This window comes from Bacillus sp. SRL337, assembly GCF_984799155.1.
The window spans coordinates 1598817-1618697 of sequence record NZ_OZ481793.1 but is presented as its reverse complement, the minus strand read 5'-3'; the positions used below and the strand labels follow the sequence as shown (position 1 = coordinate 1618697).

General features: G+C 44.4%; 16 protein-coding genes and 1 other annotated feature (1 of these 17 cut by a window edge). Of the genes, 2 read left to right on the top strand and 14 right to left on the bottom strand.

The features are described 5' to 3' along the window. Positions 1-86: 86 nt before the first annotated feature. Positions 87-1793, top strand: a complete 1707-nt coding sequence (locus AC4E8A_RS07905; RefSeq protein WP_490197831.1) for an Rqc2 family fibronectin-binding protein — start codon at positions 87-89, stop codon at positions 1791-1793. A 109-nt stretch (positions 1794-1902) separates the two neighbouring features. Here AC4E8A_RS07905 and pyrE read toward each other — a convergent pair whose 3' ends face one another. From pyrE to pyrR, 10 genes are all read right to left on the bottom strand, one after another. Continuing rightward, positions 1903-2529 carry an orotate phosphoribosyltransferase gene (pyrE, locus tag AC4E8A_RS07900; protein WP_490197830.1) on the bottom strand — a complete coding sequence of 209 codons (627 nt, stop codon included), beginning with the start codon at positions 2527-2529 and terminating at the stop codon, positions 1903-1905. Continuing rightward, a complete protein-coding gene (gene pyrF, locus AC4E8A_RS07895; protein ID WP_490197829.1) occupies positions 2526-3236 on the bottom strand; it encodes an orotidine-5'-phosphate decarboxylase in 711 nt (236 codons plus the stop codon). The genes pyrE and pyrF overlap by 4 nt, the downstream gene beginning before the upstream one ends. Continuing rightward, entirely contained in the window at positions 3208-4149 is a 942-nt protein-coding gene (locus AC4E8A_RS07890) for a dihydroorotate dehydrogenase (RefSeq protein WP_490197828.1), read from the bottom strand. The genes pyrF and AC4E8A_RS07890 overlap by 29 nt, the downstream gene beginning before the upstream one ends. Next, complete coding sequence (locus AC4E8A_RS07885) at positions 4146-4925, bottom strand: dihydroorotate dehydrogenase electron transfer subunit (RefSeq protein ID WP_490197826.1); 780 nt, start codon at positions 4923-4925, stop codon at positions 4146-4148. The genes AC4E8A_RS07890 and AC4E8A_RS07885 overlap by 4 nt, the downstream gene beginning before the upstream one ends. After that, positions 4922-8134, bottom strand: a complete 3213-nt coding sequence (gene carB / locus AC4E8A_RS07880; protein WP_490197824.1) for a carbamoyl-phosphate synthase large subunit — start codon at positions 8132-8134, stop codon at positions 4922-4924. Before carB ends, AC4E8A_RS07885 begins: the two co-directional genes overlap by 4 nt. Beyond that, entirely contained in the window at positions 8127-9218 is a 1092-nt protein-coding gene (locus AC4E8A_RS07875; RefSeq protein WP_490198801.1) for a carbamoyl phosphate synthase small subunit, read from the bottom strand. Before AC4E8A_RS07875 ends, carB begins: the two co-directional genes overlap by 8 nt. Next, positions 9218-10498: a dihydroorotase gene (gene pyrC / locus AC4E8A_RS07870; RefSeq protein ID WP_490197823.1), complete on the bottom strand. Its 1281-nt coding sequence runs from the start codon at positions 10496-10498 to the stop codon at positions 9218-9220. The genes AC4E8A_RS07875 and pyrC overlap by 1 nt, the downstream gene beginning before the upstream one ends. Before the next feature lies 1 nt (position 10499). Then, positions 10500-11396 (bottom strand): aspartate carbamoyltransferase catalytic subunit, encoded by an 897-nt coding sequence (locus AC4E8A_RS07865; protein ID WP_490197822.1) that lies wholly within the window; start codon positions 11394-11396, stop codon positions 10500-10502. A gap of 196 nt (positions 11397-11592) precedes the next feature. Then, the gene (locus AC4E8A_RS07860; RefSeq protein WP_490197820.1) at positions 11593-12909 is read right to left on the bottom strand and encodes a solute carrier family 23 protein; all 1317 of its coding nucleotides are present in this window, start codon (positions 12907-12909) and stop codon (positions 11593-11595) included. A 152-nt stretch (positions 12910-13061) separates the two neighbouring features. Next, positions 13062-13604, bottom strand: a complete 543-nt coding sequence (pyrR, locus tag AC4E8A_RS07855; protein WP_490198800.1) for a bifunctional pyr operon transcriptional regulator/uracil phosphoribosyltransferase PyrR — start codon at positions 13602-13604, stop codon at positions 13062-13064. Positions 13605-13746: 142 nt separating this feature from the next. On the opposite strand from pyrR, the gene AC4E8A_RS07850 reads away from it, so the two are divergent. Then, a complete protein-coding gene (locus AC4E8A_RS07850; protein WP_490197819.1) occupies positions 13747-13893 on the top strand; it encodes a hypothetical protein in 147 nt (48 codons plus the stop codon). A gap of 276 nt (positions 13894-14169) precedes the next feature. Here the strand turns inward: AC4E8A_RS07850 and AC4E8A_RS07845 are convergent, their stop codons facing one another. The 4 genes from AC4E8A_RS07845 to ileS all read right to left on the bottom strand — a co-directional run bounded on the left by AC4E8A_RS07845 (position 14170) and on the right by ileS (position 19644). After that, a complete protein-coding gene (locus AC4E8A_RS07845; RefSeq protein ID WP_490197818.1) occupies positions 14170-15081 on the bottom strand; it encodes an RluA family pseudouridine synthase in 912 nt (303 codons plus the stop codon). After that, positions 15053-15547, bottom strand: a complete 495-nt coding sequence (gene lspA / locus AC4E8A_RS07840; RefSeq protein ID WP_490197817.1) for a signal peptidase II — start codon at positions 15545-15547, stop codon at positions 15053-15055. The genes AC4E8A_RS07845 and lspA overlap by 29 nt, the downstream gene beginning before the upstream one ends. A gap of 116 nt (positions 15548-15663) precedes the next feature. Continuing rightward, positions 15664-15924, bottom strand: a complete 261-nt coding sequence (locus tag AC4E8A_RS07835) for a hypothetical protein (protein WP_490197815.1) — start codon at positions 15922-15924, stop codon at positions 15664-15666. A gap of 957 nt (positions 15925-16881) precedes the next feature. Continuing rightward, a complete protein-coding gene (gene ileS / locus AC4E8A_RS07830; protein WP_490197814.1) occupies positions 16882-19644 on the bottom strand; it encodes an isoleucine--tRNA ligase in 2763 nt (920 codons plus the stop codon). Between the two features lie 163 nt (positions 19645-19807). After that, positions 19808-19881 (bottom strand) — a binding site (T-box leader); it runs 166 nt beyond the window's last position.

Here is a 19881-nt window from a genome sequence, read left to right as displayed (position 1 = left end):
AAATCTGCTAGGCGCTGGCCGCTGGAACTGGATTGATAAATCGGAATGAAGAAAATCAATATCAACCAAAGAAAAGGATGTAAAAAATGTCATTCGATGGATTATTCACAAAAGCCATGTCGGAAGAGCTTGGCGATATACTAAAAGGCGGACGAATCAACAAGATTCACCAGCCGTATAAAAATGAAATTATTTTGATTGTCAGATCACAGGGTAAGAACCATAAGCTCCTGCTATCTGCACACCCAAGCTATGCACGTGCACAAATCACATCCCAAAGCTACGAAAACCCTTCGGTCCCCCCTATGTTCTGTATGCTTCTCAGAAAGCATCTTGAAGGCTACATCATAGAAGATGTTTATCAAAAGGAAGTCGACCGGATCATCCTCATTGAAATAAAGGGCCGAAATGAAATAGGTGACATTTCATATAAACAGCTGATCATTGAGATCATGGGCAGACACAGCAACATCATCATTGTAGATAAAGGCAGGAATATGATCCTTGACTCCATCAAGCATATCCCGCCTTCCATCAACAGCTACAGGACGGTACTTCCCGGACAGGAATACAAATTCCCGCCGCCTCAAGATAAGAAAAATCCATTAGAAGCAGACCGTGATGATATTCTACGAGCTGTCGATTTTAACAGCGGAAGGATTGATCATCAGTTAGTAGGGGCTTTTGCCGGTTTTTCTCCCTTATTTGCCAAGGAAGCTGTCCATCGCTCAGGGCTTGCAAACCGCACCAGCTTGCCGAATGCTTTGCTGAATCTGCTGGAGCCTGTTAAAAAACGGGAATATCAGCCAACACTGATCCAATCAGATAAGGAAACTTTTTATTTCCTGAACCTGCAGCATATTGATGGAGAGCGCAATCACTATCCTAATTTAAGTGACTTGCTGGACCGTTATTTCCACCAAAAAGCGGAAAGAGATCGAGTAAAGCAGCAGGGTAATGACCTTGAACGATTCATTAAGAATGAGCGGGATAAAAATCAAAGCAAAATCGGTAAACTTGAGAAGACATTGAAAGATGCAGAAAACGCAGATACCTATCAGCTTTATGGAGAATTGCTGACAGCTAATTTGTACGCAGTTGACAGAGGTATGAAGGAAATTGAAGTTGTCAATTACTATGATGAAAATGGCGGTACTGTCAAGATTCACTTGGATACACGGAAAAGTCCTTCTGAAAATGCACAGCAATATTTTTCAAAATACACAAAAGCCAAGACAGCGGTCAGGATTGTTCAGGAACAGATAAAAAAGGCGAAGGAAGAGATTGTGTATCTTGAACAATTGCTGCAGCAGCTCGATTCCGCTTCTCCAAAAGATATTTTAGAAATCCGCGAAGAACTTGCCGAAGAAGGATACATCAAGGCAAAGCACGATAAGAAGAAAAAGAAAAACAATGAAAAGCCTCAGTTGGAATCTTATACATCCAGTGATGGAGCGACTATTCTGGTCGGGAAAAACAATAAACAGAATGATTATCTGACAAATAAACTGGCCGGGAAAGAAGAAATATGGCTGCATACAAAAGATATTCCAGGTTCTCATGTTGTCATCAGAAGTAAAAACCCTTCAGATGAGACCATCAAAGAAGCAGCCGTGCTGGCAGCCTATTTCAGTAAAGCCCGCGAATCAAGTTCAGTGCCCGTTGACTATACAACTGTGAAGAATGTAAAAAAACCAAACGGAGCTAAACCCGGGTTCGTCACCTATGATGGACAACAGACTGTTTATACAACCCCGAATCTCGATCTCGTCCGTGCATTAAAAAAGGAATAAAACGATGAAAGCACCTTTAAAGGTGCTTTCTTTATTGCATTAACGCTTTAACACATCCGGGGACAGTCCCCTGTTACGTTAACGTAACAGGGGACTGTCCCCGGCAATGTTAGTTGGCTATCCAATTTTCAGGGTCTTGCTTCCAGCTTTTCAGTGTTTCCAAATCCTTTTCTTCGATATAATGATTTTCACGGGCCGCCTCTAACAGGGCTGTGTAGTCAGACAAAGATACGGATTTGACCCCCACTTCTTCAAGCCTTTTGATACCTTTTTGCAGCTCGTATGTAAAGATGGCCGCTACACCAAGCACCTCACAGCCCTCTTCTCTCAAGGCCTGAACAGCCGAGATACAGCTTCCGCCTGTTGAAATCAAATCTTCTACTACGACAACCTTTTGGCCTGTCATAACTCTTCCTTCAATCTGGCTTCCTTTACCATGGGCTTTCGGCTTCGAACGGACATAACACATCGGCAGTCCAAGACGGCCGCTGATCCAGGCGGCATGGGGGATACCGGCTGTTGCAGTCCCAGCGATCATCTCAGCATCAGGGAAATGAGTTCTGATGTTTTCTGCCATGCCCTCGGCAATCATATCCCTTACTTTTGGATAGGAAATCGTCAAACGATTATCACAGTAGATAGGGGATTTTAACCCTGAAGACCATGTGAATGGATCTTTTGGCTTCAAAAACACTGCTTCGATATTCAATAATTGTTGTGCAATTTCTTTTTTCATGCTTGACCCTCCCATTCCGTTTTCACTCTTCGATATGCGGCTCCTGGTTCACCCGCTCCAGTAATGCTTCTGCCCACTACAATAGCAGAGGATCCGAGAGTTCGAGCTTCAGCAGGTGAAGCAGTCCGAATTTGATCCTGTGAGGCATCACCTTTCAGCCGTATTCCAGGTGTCACCCGTAAAAAATCCTCTCCGCAAACTTCTTTAATGGCAGCCGCTTCGTGAGGGGAACAAACCACGCCATCCAGACCTGCTTCCTTGGTGATTTGGGCATAGTTCATAACAGATTCCATCAATGGAACCGTTATAAGCTGCTCACGATTCATTTGTTCTTCAGACGTGGAAGTCAGCTGCGTAACTGAAATAAGTTTCGGCCTTTCTTTCCCTGCCGGTGTCCCCTGAACCAACCCTTCCATGGCTCGTTCCATCATTTTTACACCTCCAGCTGCATGGACATTGACGAGATCGATCTCCAACTGTGCAAGCCCCTTCATTGCGTATCCGACAGTGTTAGGAATATCATGAAGTTTTAAATCCAGGAAGATGCGGTGGTTCATCCTTTTCAATTCCTCGATGACAACCTGGCCATTTTGCAGATAAAGTTCCATTCCCACTTTAACAAAAAGTGAAGTTTCAAAGTTTGCTAAAAAAGATCTGCTGCTTTCCCACGTGGGAAAATCAAGTGCGACTATAGGCTCCCGTTCCATGGCTTCTCCAGCTCCTTCCTGTCAATTCAGAAATATGGTTCACATTCATTTCATCCAATCTTTCTTCCAAGCCTTGGATCAGGTCAGGGCATATGAACGGGTCGACAAAGTTTGCCGTTCCGACTGCAACTGCACTTGCCCCTGCATAAAAGTATTCAATGATGTCATCCACTGTCTGAATCCCGCCCATTCCAATGATAGGGATATTTACCTTTTGGCTGACTTCATAAACCATTCGGATGCTGACAGGCTTGATGGCTGGGCCAGATAATCCACCTGTACCATTGGCAATGACAGGTTTTCCAGTCCTCGTATCGATTCTCATGCCAATTAAAGTATTGATCATCGTCAAACCGTCTGCTCCGCCTTCTTCCACTGCTTTTGCCATATCTACAATGTTGGCGACATTAGGGGAAAGTTTTACATACACAGGCACTGAAGATACAGCTTTTACTTTCTTGGTCAGTTCCTTTGCAATTTCAGGTACTGTCCCAAAAGCAATCCCGCCTGATTTCACATTCGGACAGGAAATATTGAGCTCAAGTGCTTTTACATTGGGAGCCGTCGAGACTGTTTCAGCAACCTCTACATAATCTTCTGCCTGAGACCCAGCTACATTGGCAATGATCGGTACATCATGCTTCTCCAGCCAGGGGAGTTCCTCGGTCATCACCTTATGAAGACCAGGATTTTGCAATCCAATAGCATTCAGCATCCCTGATGACGTTTCGGCTACACGCGGAGTTGGATTTCCAAACCTGGTATCAAGGGTTGTTGCCTTGATCATGATGGCCCCAAGCATGCTCAGATCATAAAGACCTGCAAATTCCTTGCCGAAACCGAAGCAGCCCGAGGCTGGCATTACAGGATTTTTCAGACTTAAACCCGGAAGTTCGATCTTCAATTTTTTCATAACTTCACCATCCCCACTGGAAAGACTGGACCATCACTGCAAATCTTCAGATAGTCTTTGTCTCCGTCATTCACTGCCTTTTCACATACACAGGCAAAGCAGGCGCCGATTCCGCAGCCCATCCGTTCTTCAAGGGAAATATACCCTTTGCTTTCTCCATAAGATCTGCTGAGCGCTGCCAGCATGGCTTTTGGCCCGCAGGAGTAGAAAAGGTCAAAATCCAACCCTTTTTCTTTAATGACATCTGTTACAAATCCCTTAGTTCCTAATGAGCCATCCACAGTAGCGATGTAAGTCGGACCAAGTTCCGAGAATTCCTTTTCATAAAAAGCTGCCCCTCGATTTTGAAAGCCAAGGACATGGATGACATCAATCCCACTTTTGACTAACTGCTTCGACAGTTCATAAAGGGGGGGAACCCCAATTCCACCTCCAACCAGCAGGGCTGTTTTCCCTTCATCTTCTCGGTGTATAGGAAAACCATTGCCCAGAGGACCCAGAACATCTGCAGCAGCACCTGCCCTTTCACCAGACAAGAGTGCTGTCCCCCTTCCTTCTGTCCGATAGATTACGGTAAGGCTGCTATTCTCCTTATCTATCTCTGCAATACTTATAGGACGGCGCAGGAGCGGTTCCACCCCTGTGCCTGTTTTAAAGTGAAGGAATTGACCTGGTTCATTTAATTCTGAAACAAGATCGCCAGACAAAACCATTTTGAATATATTATCAGCAATTTCTTCATTTGAAATGATTTGCATGAGATCTTTTTTGATCATGAAAGTACCGCCTCTTGAGTTTTTTCTGCTCCTTCCATCGCTTCTGCTGAGAAAGTCATGGATTCAAAGACTTTCAAAATCGCTTCAGCTGTATCAAGCGATGTTAAGCAAGGAATACCATTTTCTACGGACTCCCTGCGGATTCTGAATCCGTCTCTTTGAGGCTGTTTGCCTTTTGTCAGTGTATTGATGACAAGTTGTGTTTCACCGCTTTGGATGACATCCAAGAGTGTCGGCCCGTCAGAACCGATTTTGTCTACTTCTTTCACCGGAATGTTTGATGTTCTTAATACATCTGCTGTTCCTTTCGTTGCAAGAATCTGATATCCAATATTGACGAAACGCTTCGCCAGTCCGGCTGCTTCTTCCTTATCTTTATCCGCAACTGTCAGCAGTACGGAACCATACTCTTTCATCTGCATACCTGCGGCTACGATTCCTTTATAAAGAGCTTTTTCCAGCGTTAGATCTTTCCCCATTACTTCTCCAGTCGATTTCATTTCCGGCCCGAGTGTAATGTCCACTCTGCGCAATTTTGCGAAGGAGAATACAGGTACTTTGACATACACACCTTTTTTCTCTGGAACCAACCCGGATTGATAGCCCATTTCCGCCAATGAACTGCCCAGGATTACTTTAGTCGCAAGGTTTGCCATAGGGACATTTGTAATCTTGCTTAAGAATGGCACAGTCCGGCTTGAACGTGGATTAACTTCAAGGACAAATACTTCATTCTTACTGATGACATACTGGATATTCAGCAGGCCAATAATATTTAATCCTCTTGCCAGCTTGGTTGTGTACTCTATGATTCTATCTTTCTGATCCTTAGTCAGCTGCTGCGGCGGGTAGACGGCGATCGAATCGCCTGAATGGACACCTGCTCTCTCGATATGCTCCATAATGCCCGGGATTACTACATCCTTTCCATCTGAAATCGCATCGACCTCAATTTCTTTACCAATCAAGTAGCGGTCGATCAAGACTGGATGTTCAGGATTAATTTTAACCGCATTTTTCATATATTGCAGTAGCTCATCTTTTTCATAGACAATCTCCATTGCACGTCCGCCAAGTACATAAGATGGGCGTACCAAGACTGGGTAGCCGATGGATTCGGCAATTTCTACTGCACCTTCAACCGTAACCGCTGTCTTCCCTTCCGGCTGAGGAATACCCAGGCTTTGAAGGGTATATTCAAATTTATCCCTGTTCTCAGCACGGTCAAGATCTTCAAGTGATGTTCCCAGGATTGTGACGCCTCTTTCCACTAACTGAGCTGCAAGATTAATTGCCGTTTGCCCTCCAAACTGTACTACAACACCTTCAGGCTTTTCCAAATCAATGATATGCATGACATCTTCAATTGCCAGAGGTTCAAAATAAAGCTTGTCGGAAATACTGAAGTCCGTCGATACGGTTTCAGGGTTGTTGTTTACAATGATGGCTTCGTAGCCTGCTTCCTTAATCGCCCAAACAGAGTGGACTGTTGCATAGTCGAACTCTACACCCTGTCCGATTCTGATTGGTCCTGAGCCAAGTACGACAACACTTTTCTTCGATGTGACGACAGATTCATTTTCTCTCTCGTATGTTCCGTAAAAGTATGGTGTTTCTGATTCAAACTCTGCCGCACATGTATCCACCATTTTATAAACCGGGATCAGTTCCTGTTCTTTTCTCCAGTCATAGACCTGCTTTTCAGCGGCATTCCATAACTTCGCAAGCGTTATATCAGCAAAGCCCATTCTCTTTGCTTTCATAGCCAGCTCTGTGTTAAATGGTGCTTCAACAAGTTCTGATTCAAAATCTACAATCTTCTTCAATTTATGCAGGAAGAACAAATCGATTTTGCTCCACTCATGGATGGTATTGATCGTCACTCCACGGCGCAGTGCTTCACCGATATAGAACAATCTTTCATCTCCGGCTTTTCTGATGCGCTTTTCGATTAACGTATCGTCAAAACTGTCTGCATCTTCAAGCTCCAAGTGATAAACGTTGCTCTCCAGTGAACGGACCGCCTTCAAGATTGACTCCTCGAATGTACGACCGATTGCCATGACTTCACCAGTTGCCTTCATCTGTGTTCCGAGATTTCTTTTTGCTGATTCAAATTTATCAAATGGCCAGCGGGGAATTTTTGAAACGATATAATCCAGTGCAGGCTCGAAACTCGCGTATGTTTTCCCCGTTACTGGGTTCATCATCTCATCAAGATTCAAACCTACGGCAATTTTGGCCGCAAGCTTTGCAATCGGGTATCCCGTAGCTTTTGATGCCAGTGCTGAAGATCGGCTTACACGCGGGTTCACTTCTATGATGTAATATTGGAAGCTGTCCGGATCCAGCGCAAGCTGAACGTTACATCCCCCTTCAATTCCTAATGCCCGTATGATTTTCAATGAGCAGTTCCGGAGCATTTGATATTCTCTATCACTCAATGTCTGGCTTGGTGCCACAACGATCGAGTCACCCGTATGGATACCGACAGGGTCAAAGTTTTCCATATTACATACAACGATGGCACTGTCATTGCTGTCACGCATTACTTCATATTCAATCTCTTTAAACCCTGCAATGCTTTTTTCAAGCAGACACTGTGTAACCGGGCTGTATTTTAATCCGCTGCTGACAATTTCAATCAATTCTTCTCGGTTATGGCAGATTCCTCCACCTGTTCCTCCTAGCGTATAGGCCGGACGGACAATGACGGGGTACCCAACCTCTTCAACAAATAGGAACGCTTCTTCAACGTTGTGAATGATTTCACTCTCCGGCACGGGTTCATTCAATTCATTCATCAATTTACGGAATAAATCGCGGTCTTCAGCCTGTTCAATCGCTGATAGCTTTGTCCCAAGAATCTCGACGTTACATTCATCAAGCACGCCTGCGTTTGCCAGCTCAACTGCCATATTCAATCCTGTCTGGCCTCCAAGTGTAGGAAGCAGGGCATCCGGTCGCTCTTTGCGGATGATCCTGCTGACAAATTCCAATGTCAAAGGCTCAATATAAACTTTGTCTGCAATTTCACTGTCTGTCATGATTGTCGCCGGATTGGAGTTAACAAGGATGACTTTGTAGCCCTCCTCTTTCAGGGCAATACACGCTTGCGTTCCTGCATAGTCAAATTCCGCTGCCTGGCCGATGATGATCGGTCCGCTTCCGATTACTAGGATGGTTTTGATATCTGTACGTTTAGGCATGTGAAATCTCCTTTCTCTTTTCCGTTTCCATCATTGTCATGAATTGATCGAATAGTCCGTTGGCATCTTCCGGTCCTGGAGAAGCTTCAGGGTGGTACTGAACGGTGAATGCCGGCAGGTCAAGATGTTTCAATCCTTCTATAGTTCCATCATTCAATCCGATATGTGTTACTTCCAGTCGTGTTTCTTTTAAGGAATTTTCATCTACTGAATACCCATGGTTTTGTGCTGTCAGGGCAATTTTTCCGGTTGTAAGATCTTTTACGGGATGATTGGATCCACGATGCCCAAATTTCATCTTGAAGGTGTCGCCTCCGCCTGCCAGTGCAAAGAGCTGGTGTCCAAGGCATATCCCGAACAAAGGAATCACTCCTACTATTTCATTAATCATCTCGATTGCTTCAGGAACATCTTTTGGATCTCCAGGTCCGTTTGAAAGCATGATTCCATCAGGGTTCAGTGCCTGAATTTCTTCTGCTGTTGTATTATAAGGAACGACAATCACGTCACAGTCCCTTTTGTTTAGCTCTCTTAGAATTCCATGCTTCATCCCGAAATCGACCAGCACTACCCGGAACCCTCTGCCTGGACTTGGGTAAGCTGTCTTGGTTGAAACCTGCTTTACTTGATTTGTCGGCAGTTCAGCAGCTCTCAATTCATGAAGGATTTCTCCCTTGTCTACTTCTGCTGAACAGATCATCCCTTTCATTGTACCGTGCTCTCTGATCTTTCTTGTCAACATTCTTGTATCGATTCCTGCTAATCCAGGTATTCCTTTCGCTTTAAGAAGGTCATTCAATGAGCTGTCACTTCTCCAATTGGAAGGGAAATCTGCTTCTTCTCTTACGATGAATCCTTTGATTGCCGGCGATATGGATTCAAAATCATCACGGTTGATTCCGTAGTTTCCAATCATCGGATATGTCAGTGTGATGATCTGGCCGCAGTATGACGGGTCTGAAAGGATTTCCTGATAACCGGTCATTCCTGTGTTAAAAACAACCTCTCCAACAGAACCTGTTTCTGCTCCGAATCCTTCGCCTGTAAAAACCGTGCCATCGTCAAGAATTAACTGTCTTTTCATCATTGTCCGCCTTCCTTCCAACTTAGAATTCCTTCTGTGAATGTTGCTTTTGGCCAGCCCTTGCATTCCCAGCCGCCAAATGGTGTATTTTTTCCTTTTGATAAAAAAGTTTCGGGATTAATTCGGCGCGTTTCCTTTAAGTCAACCAGTGTGATATCTGCGAAACTTCCAATCTCCAAAGTTCCATAAGGTAGTTTGAAAGTCTGCGATGGCTTTTTGGTCATCCAATCGACCAGCTGGTTCAGTGTGAATATTTCTTTTTCCACAAAGTTTGTATAAAGCAGTGGAAATGCTGTTTCAAGCCCTACAATCCCAAATGGTGCAAGCGCAATGCCTTCAGCCTTTTCCTCTGTTGTGTGTGGGGCATGATCTGTTGCAATGAAATCGATTGTGCCATCCAGCAGGCCTTCAATCAATGCTTCCCGGTCTTCTTTACTTCTTAGAGGAGGATTCATTTTATAGTTGGCATCGTCTCCCGGTATATCGTCCTCTGTCAGAAGCAAATGGTGAGGGGTTACTTCTGCTGTCACCCTAATGCCTGCTTTCTTAGCGTCCCTTACGACCCTGACAGATTCTTTTGTACTGATGTGACAGACATGGTAATGGCAGCCTGCTGCTTCGGCAAGCAAGACATCTCTCGCTATTTGCACAGACTCACAGATGGAGGGGATCCCTTGAAACCCATTCTCTTTGGAGAATTTGCCTTCATGGACAGCACCCCCGTATATCAGGCTGTTATCTTCACAGTGCGCAACAATCGCCATGTCGACCGACGCTGCCGCTTTCATTGCTTCAAACATCTTTCCAGCTTCCTGCACCCCTACCCCGTCATCTGTAAAAGCAAAAGCTCCTGAATCTTTTAATGCAGGGAAGTCAGTAAGAACTTTTCCAACCTGGCGTTCTGTGATAGAAGCATATGGAAGCACTCTGACTTTGCCGGTTTCTTTGATTCTTTCATTCAGCCATTGCAGTGTTTCAACATTATCCGGTACGGGCCTTGTGTTCGGCATTGCCGCTAATGTTGTAAAACCGCCCTTTGCCGCTGCTTTTGTCCCTGTTTCGATGGTCTCTTTTTTCTCACCGCCAGGTTCGCGCAGGTGCACATGAAGGTCAACAAAACCCGGAAGGAGCAAGTGCCCCTCAGCATCAAATATTTCAGCATTTTCATCCCTGAGGTCTTCACCGATTTCGGCAATTTGTTTATTCACTATCTTTACATCTTTAGTGGAGATCGCTCCGTTTTCTTTTAACCATTTTGCGTTTTTAATGATAGTTGTCATATTATTCTCCTCCTCGGTAATCAAGTGCTCTCTTTAAGACTGCCATTCTGACATAAACACCATTTTCCATCTGTTTAAAAATCCTGGATTTAGAGCTCTCTACCAGCTCATCTGCTATCTCAACACCGCGATTGACCGGGGCGGGGTGCATGATGATGCTTCGTTCTTTCATTAACCGGGCTCTTTCCACTGTCAAACCAAATTCCTGGTGATACTGTTCATTCGTTAGCGAGGAAGTACTCTCATGCCTTTCATGCTGGACTCTCAGCAGCATGACGGCATCACCTGTTGTTACGGCTTCATCTATAGGAAGGTACTGTCCGCTTTCGACAAGCTCCTGCGGGAACCACTCCGGCGGTCCTGAAAAGTAAACTTCTGCTCCCAGTTTCTTTAATGCTTCTGCATTTGAACGGGCGACCCTGCTATGCGAGATATCTCCAATGATGCTCACCGTCAGCCCTTGAAAGGATCCAAACTCTTCTTTAATGGTCATTAAATCTAATAGGCATTGTGTAGGATGATTTCCGCACCCGTCCCCTCCATTGAGGATGGGGATTGAAAGATGGTCTTTCAATTCATCAAAATAACGGTCCTGCTCATGTCTGATAACAACGGCATTAACTCCGACTGCTTCAATAGTCTTTACTGTGTCATAAAGTGTTTCCCCCTTGGACACACTTGATGTCTGGGTCTCAAAAGGTATGACTTGCAGGCCAAGCTTTCTCTCAGCCATTTCGAAACTGCACTTTGTTCTTGTACTGTTTTCGAAAAATAAATTCGCTATGTATTTTGGCGTTTCCGGTTTCCAGTTCTCCCCATTCTTAAATCCTTCGGCCTGGGTTAAAATCTCTTCGATCTCTGACGGACTGATTTCTGCCATCGTCAACAAGTGTTTCATGCTTCGGCCTCCTTTTTTTGAACAGTCTATCAAGTAATAAAAAACACCCTGACCTTTCTAAGTCAGGGTGTTTTGGGTCCGCAGAGGTACACCTGTCCCCAAAATGGATACAAGTTCCCTATGCTTCACCGAAACACCCTTCTAAGCCTCTCTGGACCTCTCTTAAAAGGTGTTTGAAAATCTATTTAACTATCAATTAATTCTCTTCATTCAAACCTTTGAACATCTCATCTTCATCGACAGGTTCTTGGCCCGGCAGGATCAGGTTCAACACGACACCTACAATGGCTGCCAAAGCCATACCCGATAGTGAAAGCCTTTCGGTGATTTCCACGAATGCCCCACCGACACCAATGACGAGGATGACCGAGGAAATGATCAAATTGCGTTTTTCGCCTAAGTCAATCTTATTATCAATCAGCATCCGCAGTCCGCTGGAAGCGATGATACCAAACAACAGGATGGAGACTCCGCCCATTACCGCTGTGGGGATCGTGCCGATTAAGGCTGTGATTTTTCCTACGAATCCAAAGATGATGGCTATTACGGCAGCACCTCCGATGACGAACACGCTGAATACCCGCGTAATTGCAAGGACACCAATATTTTCCCCGTATGTTGTGTTAGGCGGGCCTCCGATTAAGGAAGCAATGATTGTCGCGACACCATCTCCCAATATCGAACGGTGCAGTCCAGGCTGCTTGATAAAATTCTTTCCTGCCACCTTGCTCAGGACCATTTGGTCACCCGTGTGTTCTGCCAAGGTTACAATCGCGACAGGAACCATGATGAAGACTATTTCCCATGAAAACACCGGCGTATAACTTACGAATGGAATAATGAAGTCGGGAACTTGAAACCATGGTGCCTCCTTTACAGGTGTCAAATCAACAATTCCTGCAAAGTAAGCAATGACATACCCCCCTACAATTCCGACTAAAATCGGAACCAGCCCAAGGAATCCTCTAAAGAAAATGGACCCAAGTATTGTGATGGCTAATGTCGCAAGTGCAACCATAAAATGTGTATTACTATATACCAGCTCTGCTGCCCCAGGATTTTCATACATGGCCATGTCGACTGCAGTACCTGCAAGACCCAGCCCGATGACCATGATAACAGGTCCAACTACAATCGGAGGCAAAATTTTCAATAGCCATTTCAATCCGAATTGTGAAATCAGCAGTGCTACAATCCCATATACCAGTCCTGCTAGAAAACTTCCCATCATTGCTGCCCCTGGTCCGCCTACTGTTTTCGCAGCGATGATGGGTGCGATGAAGGCAAAGGATGAACCTAGATAAGCAGGTATTCTCCCTTTTGTAATCAACAGGTAAGCAAGCGTTCCAAGACCGCTTGAAACCAGTGCCACTGCAGGACTTAACTCTACTAGGAACGGTACAAGGACCGTTGCTCCGAACATTGCGAATAAATGCTGTATGCTTAAGGTAAGCCATTGGCCCGCCTTCGGTACGTCTCTTACATCTAAAACTGCTTCATTGTGATTTGCCATGCTGATTCCTCCTCTTTTATGTTCGATCCTGTAAAAAAACCCTCTTTGCAAGAGGGCGCAAAGAGGGTTCTGCAATACGCTCCACTTCGAGTGAAAGCAGTATTGAGATTCCTTTGCCAGCCTCTCTGGACTGTCTTTAAAAGGAAAACTGTTTAACTGTCATGTATTGTTACTTGGTCTTCATCATCTACTTCTGAAAGCTCTACCACGATCTTCTCAGAACTGGAAGTTGGTATGTTCTTCCCGACAAAATCTGCACGGATCGGAAGTTCCCTGTGCCCTCTGTCAACCAGGACCGCCATCTGGATAGTGCTCGGCCTTCCAATGTCCATCAGGGCGTCCAGTGCTGCTCTTACCGTCCTCCCGGTAAAAAGCACATCATCAATGAGTATTACTTTTTTGGCAGTAATATCAACTGGAAGGTCAGACCCTTTCACCTCGGGTTCTTCGTTTTCCGTCTTGACAGTCAGGTCATCCCGGTAGAGTGTTATATCAATTTCTCCAACCGGGATCTTAGTGCCTTCAATTTCTTCAATACGGTTCGCCAGCCTTTTTGCTAAGTAAATGCCCCTTGTCTTGATTCCCACCAGTATACAATTGTCAATGCCCTTATTGCGCTCAATGATCTCATGCGCAATTCTGGTAAGTGCCCTTCTGATTGCCGAATGATCAAGAACCACTGTCTTTTGAGCCACTGTCATCACCTCATCCTTAATATTTCCAGGAAACATATTAATAACAACTTTCAAATACAAAAGCGCAAGCGGCCGTTCAGCTCCGTACAGATTGGAGGGCTTCTGCATGAGATAAAGGAAACACAACGAACGGAGTAAGTTGATGTTGACTTATCGCAAGGAAGACGACCGAAATCTGCTAGGCGCTGGCCGCTGGAGCTGGATGCAGCAAAAGCGCAAGCGGCCGTTCAGCTCCGTACAGATTGGAGGGCTTCTGCATGAGATAAAGGAAACACAACGAACGGAGTAAGTTGATGTTGACTTATCGCAAGGAAGAAGACCGAAATCTGCTAGGCGCTGGCCGCATAAATAACATGTTTGTTATCCAGACCCCAAGGCTCTTATTGTTTTCTAAAACAAAAAATCCCTCCCACCGCAATGGTGAGAGGGCATACTTATCGTTAGAAATCATTACACTGCACTCCTGTAGTGTAATTCCATGAAAAGTTCCTTCTCAGCCTCACGGGACTGTATTAAAGGTTTCCTTATTCGGTTACATCAATCATAAAACCTGACAGGGTGATTGTCAACGATTATTTTGCAGTTTTCGCAGAGTTTGTCGAAAAACCTCAGGCGGTTCTGCTTCAAATTCCAGGTATTCACCTGTGCGAGGATGAACAAATCCCAAGATACCGGCATGTAAAGCCTGGCCATCAAGATCTAACGTTTTTTTCGGGCCGTACTTTGGATCTCCTGCCAAAGGGTAACCAATATATTTCATATGAACACGGATTTGATGGGTTCTGCCTGTTTCCAATTTACATTCTACATAGGTAAAAGCTGTATACCTTTCAAGAACATTGAAGTGAGTGACCGCATCTCTCCCGGAATCAACGACGGCCATCTTCTGGCGGTCCTTTGGGTCCCTGCCAAGCGGCGCATCGATTGTTCCAATGTCATGAGGAATAATACCATGGACGATTGCCTTATATTTTCTGGTTACAGTTTTATTCACCAGTTGCTCCACCAACTTCTCATGAGCCATATCATTCTTGGCAACCATAAGAAGTCCGGATGTATCTTTATCGATCCTGTGGACAATCCCCGGTCTTAGCACTCCGTTAATACCAGAAAGATCCGTGCAGTGGGCCATCAGGCCATTCACCAACGTTCCAGAAGGATGCCCAGGCGCTGGATGTACTACCATGCCCCTTGGTTTGTTGACCACAATCACATCTGCGTCCTCATAGTAGATATCCAGATCCATTTCCTCCGGAACAACATCCAGTTCTTCTGGTTCAGGAATTGTGATGGAAATCTTATCATTTACAGCACATTTATAGTTAGTCTTTACTTCCGAACCGTTCACTTTCACATTGCCATCTTTGATCCACTGCTGAATCTGTGATCTTGACCAATTCTCTTCAAGACCGGTCAGCATCTTGTCCAGCCTTACACTCTTTTCTTCTTCACGAACGATATGTTCCATTGTTTCCATGTAATTTCTCCTTCTTTTCTCTACGCTCTTCCATCAGCATATTGATAATCAATAACCCTACACCGATTGTAAGAGAAGCATCAGCAATATTGAAAATTGGAAAATCATATTGAATGATGTATGTATTCAGAAAGTCGACGACCTCTTTTCTAAACACTCTGTCAATAAAATTACCAATCGCACCGCCAAGCAGCAACGCAAGGCTCATGCTGAACAGTTTATTTCCTTTTGCATGCTTTTCAAGATAATAAACGATTCCTATAATGACTCCGATTGTGATTATATAGAAGAACCACATTTGCCCCTGAAGGATGCCCCATGCAGCTCCCTGGTTCCTGTGGGAAGTGATATACAGAAAGTTCTCAACCACGGTGATGCTCTGTCCTTCTGTCATTCTCTGCACAATCAGCCATTTTGTGAACTGATCCAATGCAATTACAACCAAAGCAATCAGATAATAAAACATACGGGAAGCCTCCGTCTCCAATCAAAATGATTACTTTAGCATTTTAGCATAATAACGGCGAGAAAGACACTCTTATCCAATTACAGCATGATTTGTTATCTAGAGTTTAGCATGCGCTAATAAAGCGGCTTCTTAGTGTAATGCGACCAGTCTTGTTCCTTGTGATTACTGCTGCCAATCCAAAAATATGATATGAGTTCATTGCTTATTTCCGGGTCAGCCGATGGCTGAAAATAATATCTTTCCAGCAGATGTTGGATTTCCTTCTTCTCTTCCTGAATGTAATGTTGAACTAAAACATTTTCCGAGCTGGCGTTTTCAAGCTCTCTTAAAGAAACTTCCAATTCTTTGATCGTTTGTTGTAATTGTTCTTCCATATACATCCCTCCGTGTTGTTAGTATGGTTCAAACAACAGAAAATGTTGATATGTAAGAATTAGTAATCATGGTATCAAGATGGATGCACCTTCCGAAAGAGTTTAAACGGACGTCTCTGTGAACCGTACCTCCTTCCTTTAAAAGGTACGTTTCCTTCTGAATGGACCCTTTCAGCCTTTAATCCTTTCGTATACTGGCATGATTCCACCATTTTTTTATGCTGTCATCTAAAATTTTGCCCATTTCTTTCTGGATTGCACCATTTTTTCGCTCAACCACCAAAGTTTTGGCCTATTCCTTCACAGATTGCACCGTTTTCTCGCTCCGTCATCAAAGATTTGGCCTATTTCTTCTCGGATTGCACCGTTTTCTCGCTCCGCCACCAAAGTTTTGGTCTATTTCTTCTCGGATTGCACCGTTTTCTCGCTCAGCCATCAAAGTTTTGGCCTATTCCTTCTCGGATTGCACCATTTTCTCGCTCCGCCATCAAAGATTTGGCCTATTCTTTCTCGGATTGCACCGTTTTTTCGCTCCGCCATCAGAGATTTGGCCTATTCCTTCTCGGATTGCACCGTTTTCTCGCCCAGCCACCAAAGTTTTGGTCTATTTCTTCTCGGATTGCACCGTTTTTTCGCTCCGTCATCAAAGATTTGGCCTATTTCTTCTCGGATTGCACCGTTTTCTCGCTCAGCCACCAAAGTTTTGGTCTATTTCTTCTCGGATTGCACCGTTTTCTCGCTCCGCCACCAAAGTTTTGGCCTATTCCTCTCTGGATTGCACCATTTTCTCGCGCCTTCATCAGAGATTTGGCCTATTCCTTCTCGGATTACACCATTTTCTCGCTCCGCCATTAAAGATTTGGCCTATTCCTTTTCCTTAATCAATCCTCTAACGGGATACACAATCTATTGTCCACAAAAAAAACCCCGCTAACGGTCAGCGGGGCCTTTAAGATATTAAGCGTAATGCTTTTTAACAACGTCAGTACAACGAGGACAAAGTGTCGGATGGTCAGGGTCTTGGCCGACTTCCGTAGTAACTGTCCAGCAGCGGTCACATGTTTCGCCTTCTGCCTTTTCAATGACAATTGCATTGTTCTCAAACTTCAATGCATGATCCGGTGCTTCGGATGCACTTCCGCCGATTTCAAAACCTGAAACAATGAACAATTGCTTCAGATCTTCTTTGACAGAATCAAGAAGTTCCTTTGTTTCATCATTAACATAAAGGATGACTTTTGCAGTCAATGACTTCCCGATGATTTTTTCATTTCTGGCTTCTTCAAGAGCCTTTAGCACATTGTCACGAAGCTTCAAGAAGGATTCCCACTTAGAAAGGAGTTTATCTGCATTCGGCAGTTCCTGATAATCAGGCATATCCGTCAACTGCACACTTTCTTCTTTTGGCGATGACATGTGAGACCATACTTCATCTGCAGTATGCGAAAGAATCGGAGACATCAATTTCGTCAATGCAACAAGGCACTCATGAAGGACTGACTGCATGGCACGTCTTTCATAATTGTTTTCCGCTTCAATGTAAAGCACATCTTTTGCGAAATCAAGATAGAATGAGCTGAGATCCAAAGTACAGAAATTGTTAACACTCGTATAAATACTTGAGAATTCATAGTTTTCATATGCAGTGCGAACACTCTTGATCAGGTTATTAAGCCTTACAAGCATGAATTGATCCACTTCTCGAAGGTCATCATAAGAAACAGCATCTTTTTCAGGATTGAAGTCTGCCAGGTTCCCCAGTAAGAAGCGATATGTGTTCCTCATTTTACGGTATACTTCAGAAACCTGCTTCAAAATGGCATCTGACAGGCGAACATCCGCCTGGTAGTCAACAGAAGCAACCCATAGGCGAAGGATATCAGCACCCATTTGCTTAATGACCTTGTCAGGCACGACAATGTTACCGATGGACTTACTCATTTTACGGCCTTCTCCATCATTGACGAACCCGTGGCTCAGTACTCCTTTATATGGAGCTTTGCCAGTTACGGCAACACCCGTTGTCAGGGATGAATTGAACCATCCTCTGTATTGGTCAGATCCTTCTAAATAAAGATCGGCCGGACGCTGAAGATCGTCTCTTTGGTGCAGGACCGCTTGATGAGAAGATCCTGAATCAAACCAAACATCCATGATGTCCTGTTCTTTTGTGAATTCACCATTAGGGCTTCCTTCATGCTTGAATCCTTCTGGAAGAAGCTCTTTGGCACTCTTCTCGAACCAGACATTGGAACCGTGCTTTCTGAAAAGTTCCGAGACATGAGCAATTGTTTCTTCCGTAATGATTTCTTCTCCATTTTCCGCGTAGAAAACAGGGATCGGAACACCCCATGCACGCTGTCTGGAAATACACCAGTCTCCTCTGTCGCGTACCATATTATAAAGTCTTGTTTCCCCCCAGGCAGGAACCCATTTAGTATCCTTGACTGCTTGGAGAAGATCTTCCCTAAAGGAATCAATGGATGCAAACCACTGTGGAGTTGCTCTGAAAATAACCGGTTTTTTTGTACGCCAGTCATGCGGATACGAGTGAGTGATGAATTCAAGCTTCAATAATGCTCCGGTTTCTTGAAGCTTTTCGGTGATCTGTTTGTTTGCAGTATCATAGAATAAGCCTTCAAAACCTGGAGCTTCCTCTGTCATGACACCTTTATCATTTACCGGGCAAAGGATATCAAGGCCGTATTTCTTTCCGACGAGATAATCATCTTCACCATGACCGGGAGCAGTGTGTACGCACCCTGTACCAGAATCAGTCGTAACATGGTCGCCAAGAATGACAAGAGATTCTCTGTCATAAAGCGGATGCTGAGCTTTTACGAGTTCCAGTTCTGACCCCTTCACAGTTTTAACAACAGTTGGTGCATTCCAATCAAGGACAGTTGTTACCTCTTCAAGCAAGTCTTCTGCAACAACATAATTACTGCCGTCCACATCGACAACGACATATGAAAGGTCAGCATGGACAGTGATGGCAAGGTTCGCCGGAATTGTCCATGGTGTTGTTGTCCAGATGATGATCTGGGTACCTTCTTCAACTACACCTTTTCCATCTTTCACTTTAAAACCAACGTAAATGGAAGGAGAACGCTTATCTTGATATTCAATTTCTGCTTCGGCCAACGCGGATTCACTGGACGGACTCCAATAAACAGGTTTCAAGCCCTTGTAAATGTAACCTTTGTTTGCCATCTCACCAAATACTTTAATCTGTTCTGCCTCATACTCCGGCTTCATGGTGATATAGGGGTTATCCCAATCACCGCGAACACCGAGTTGTCTAAACTGTGTACGCTGGCTGTCGATTTGACCATAGGCATACTCTTCGCAGAGCTTACGGAACTCGGCAACCGTCATTTCTTTACGGTTAACACCTTTTTTGGTTAAAGCCTGTTCAATTGGCAGGCCGTGCGTATCCCAGCCTGGAACATAAGGGGCATTGTAGCCGCTCATGGATTTGTATCTAACAATGAAGTCTTTCAGCACTTTGTTGAGTGCATGCCCCATGTGGAGGTCACCATTGGCATACGGCGGTCCATCATGCAGGATAAACAACGGCCTGCCTTCCGTTCTCTCCTGGACCTTTTTATAGATATCCATCTCGTTCCACTTTGCCTGCATTTCAGGTTCGCGCTTTGGCAGATTACCACGCATCGGGAATTCTGTTTTCGGCATTAATAAGGTGTCTTTATAATTCATTCTTTTTCCTCCTATCTGGAACCAATAAGGGAGCTGATTCCTGAAAATCCTGTCGACGCAAGTCATTCGTTCTATATTCATTCTTTAACTATACAGGGTTATCCATTTTATCGTCCTTAATACTTCAAGGAAAAAAGCAATAAAAAAAGCCTTCCCATCCCTGGAAAGGGACGAGAAAGCTAACCCGCGGTACCACCCTAATAGGCAAAACAATGATGATTTGCCCACTTTGACATT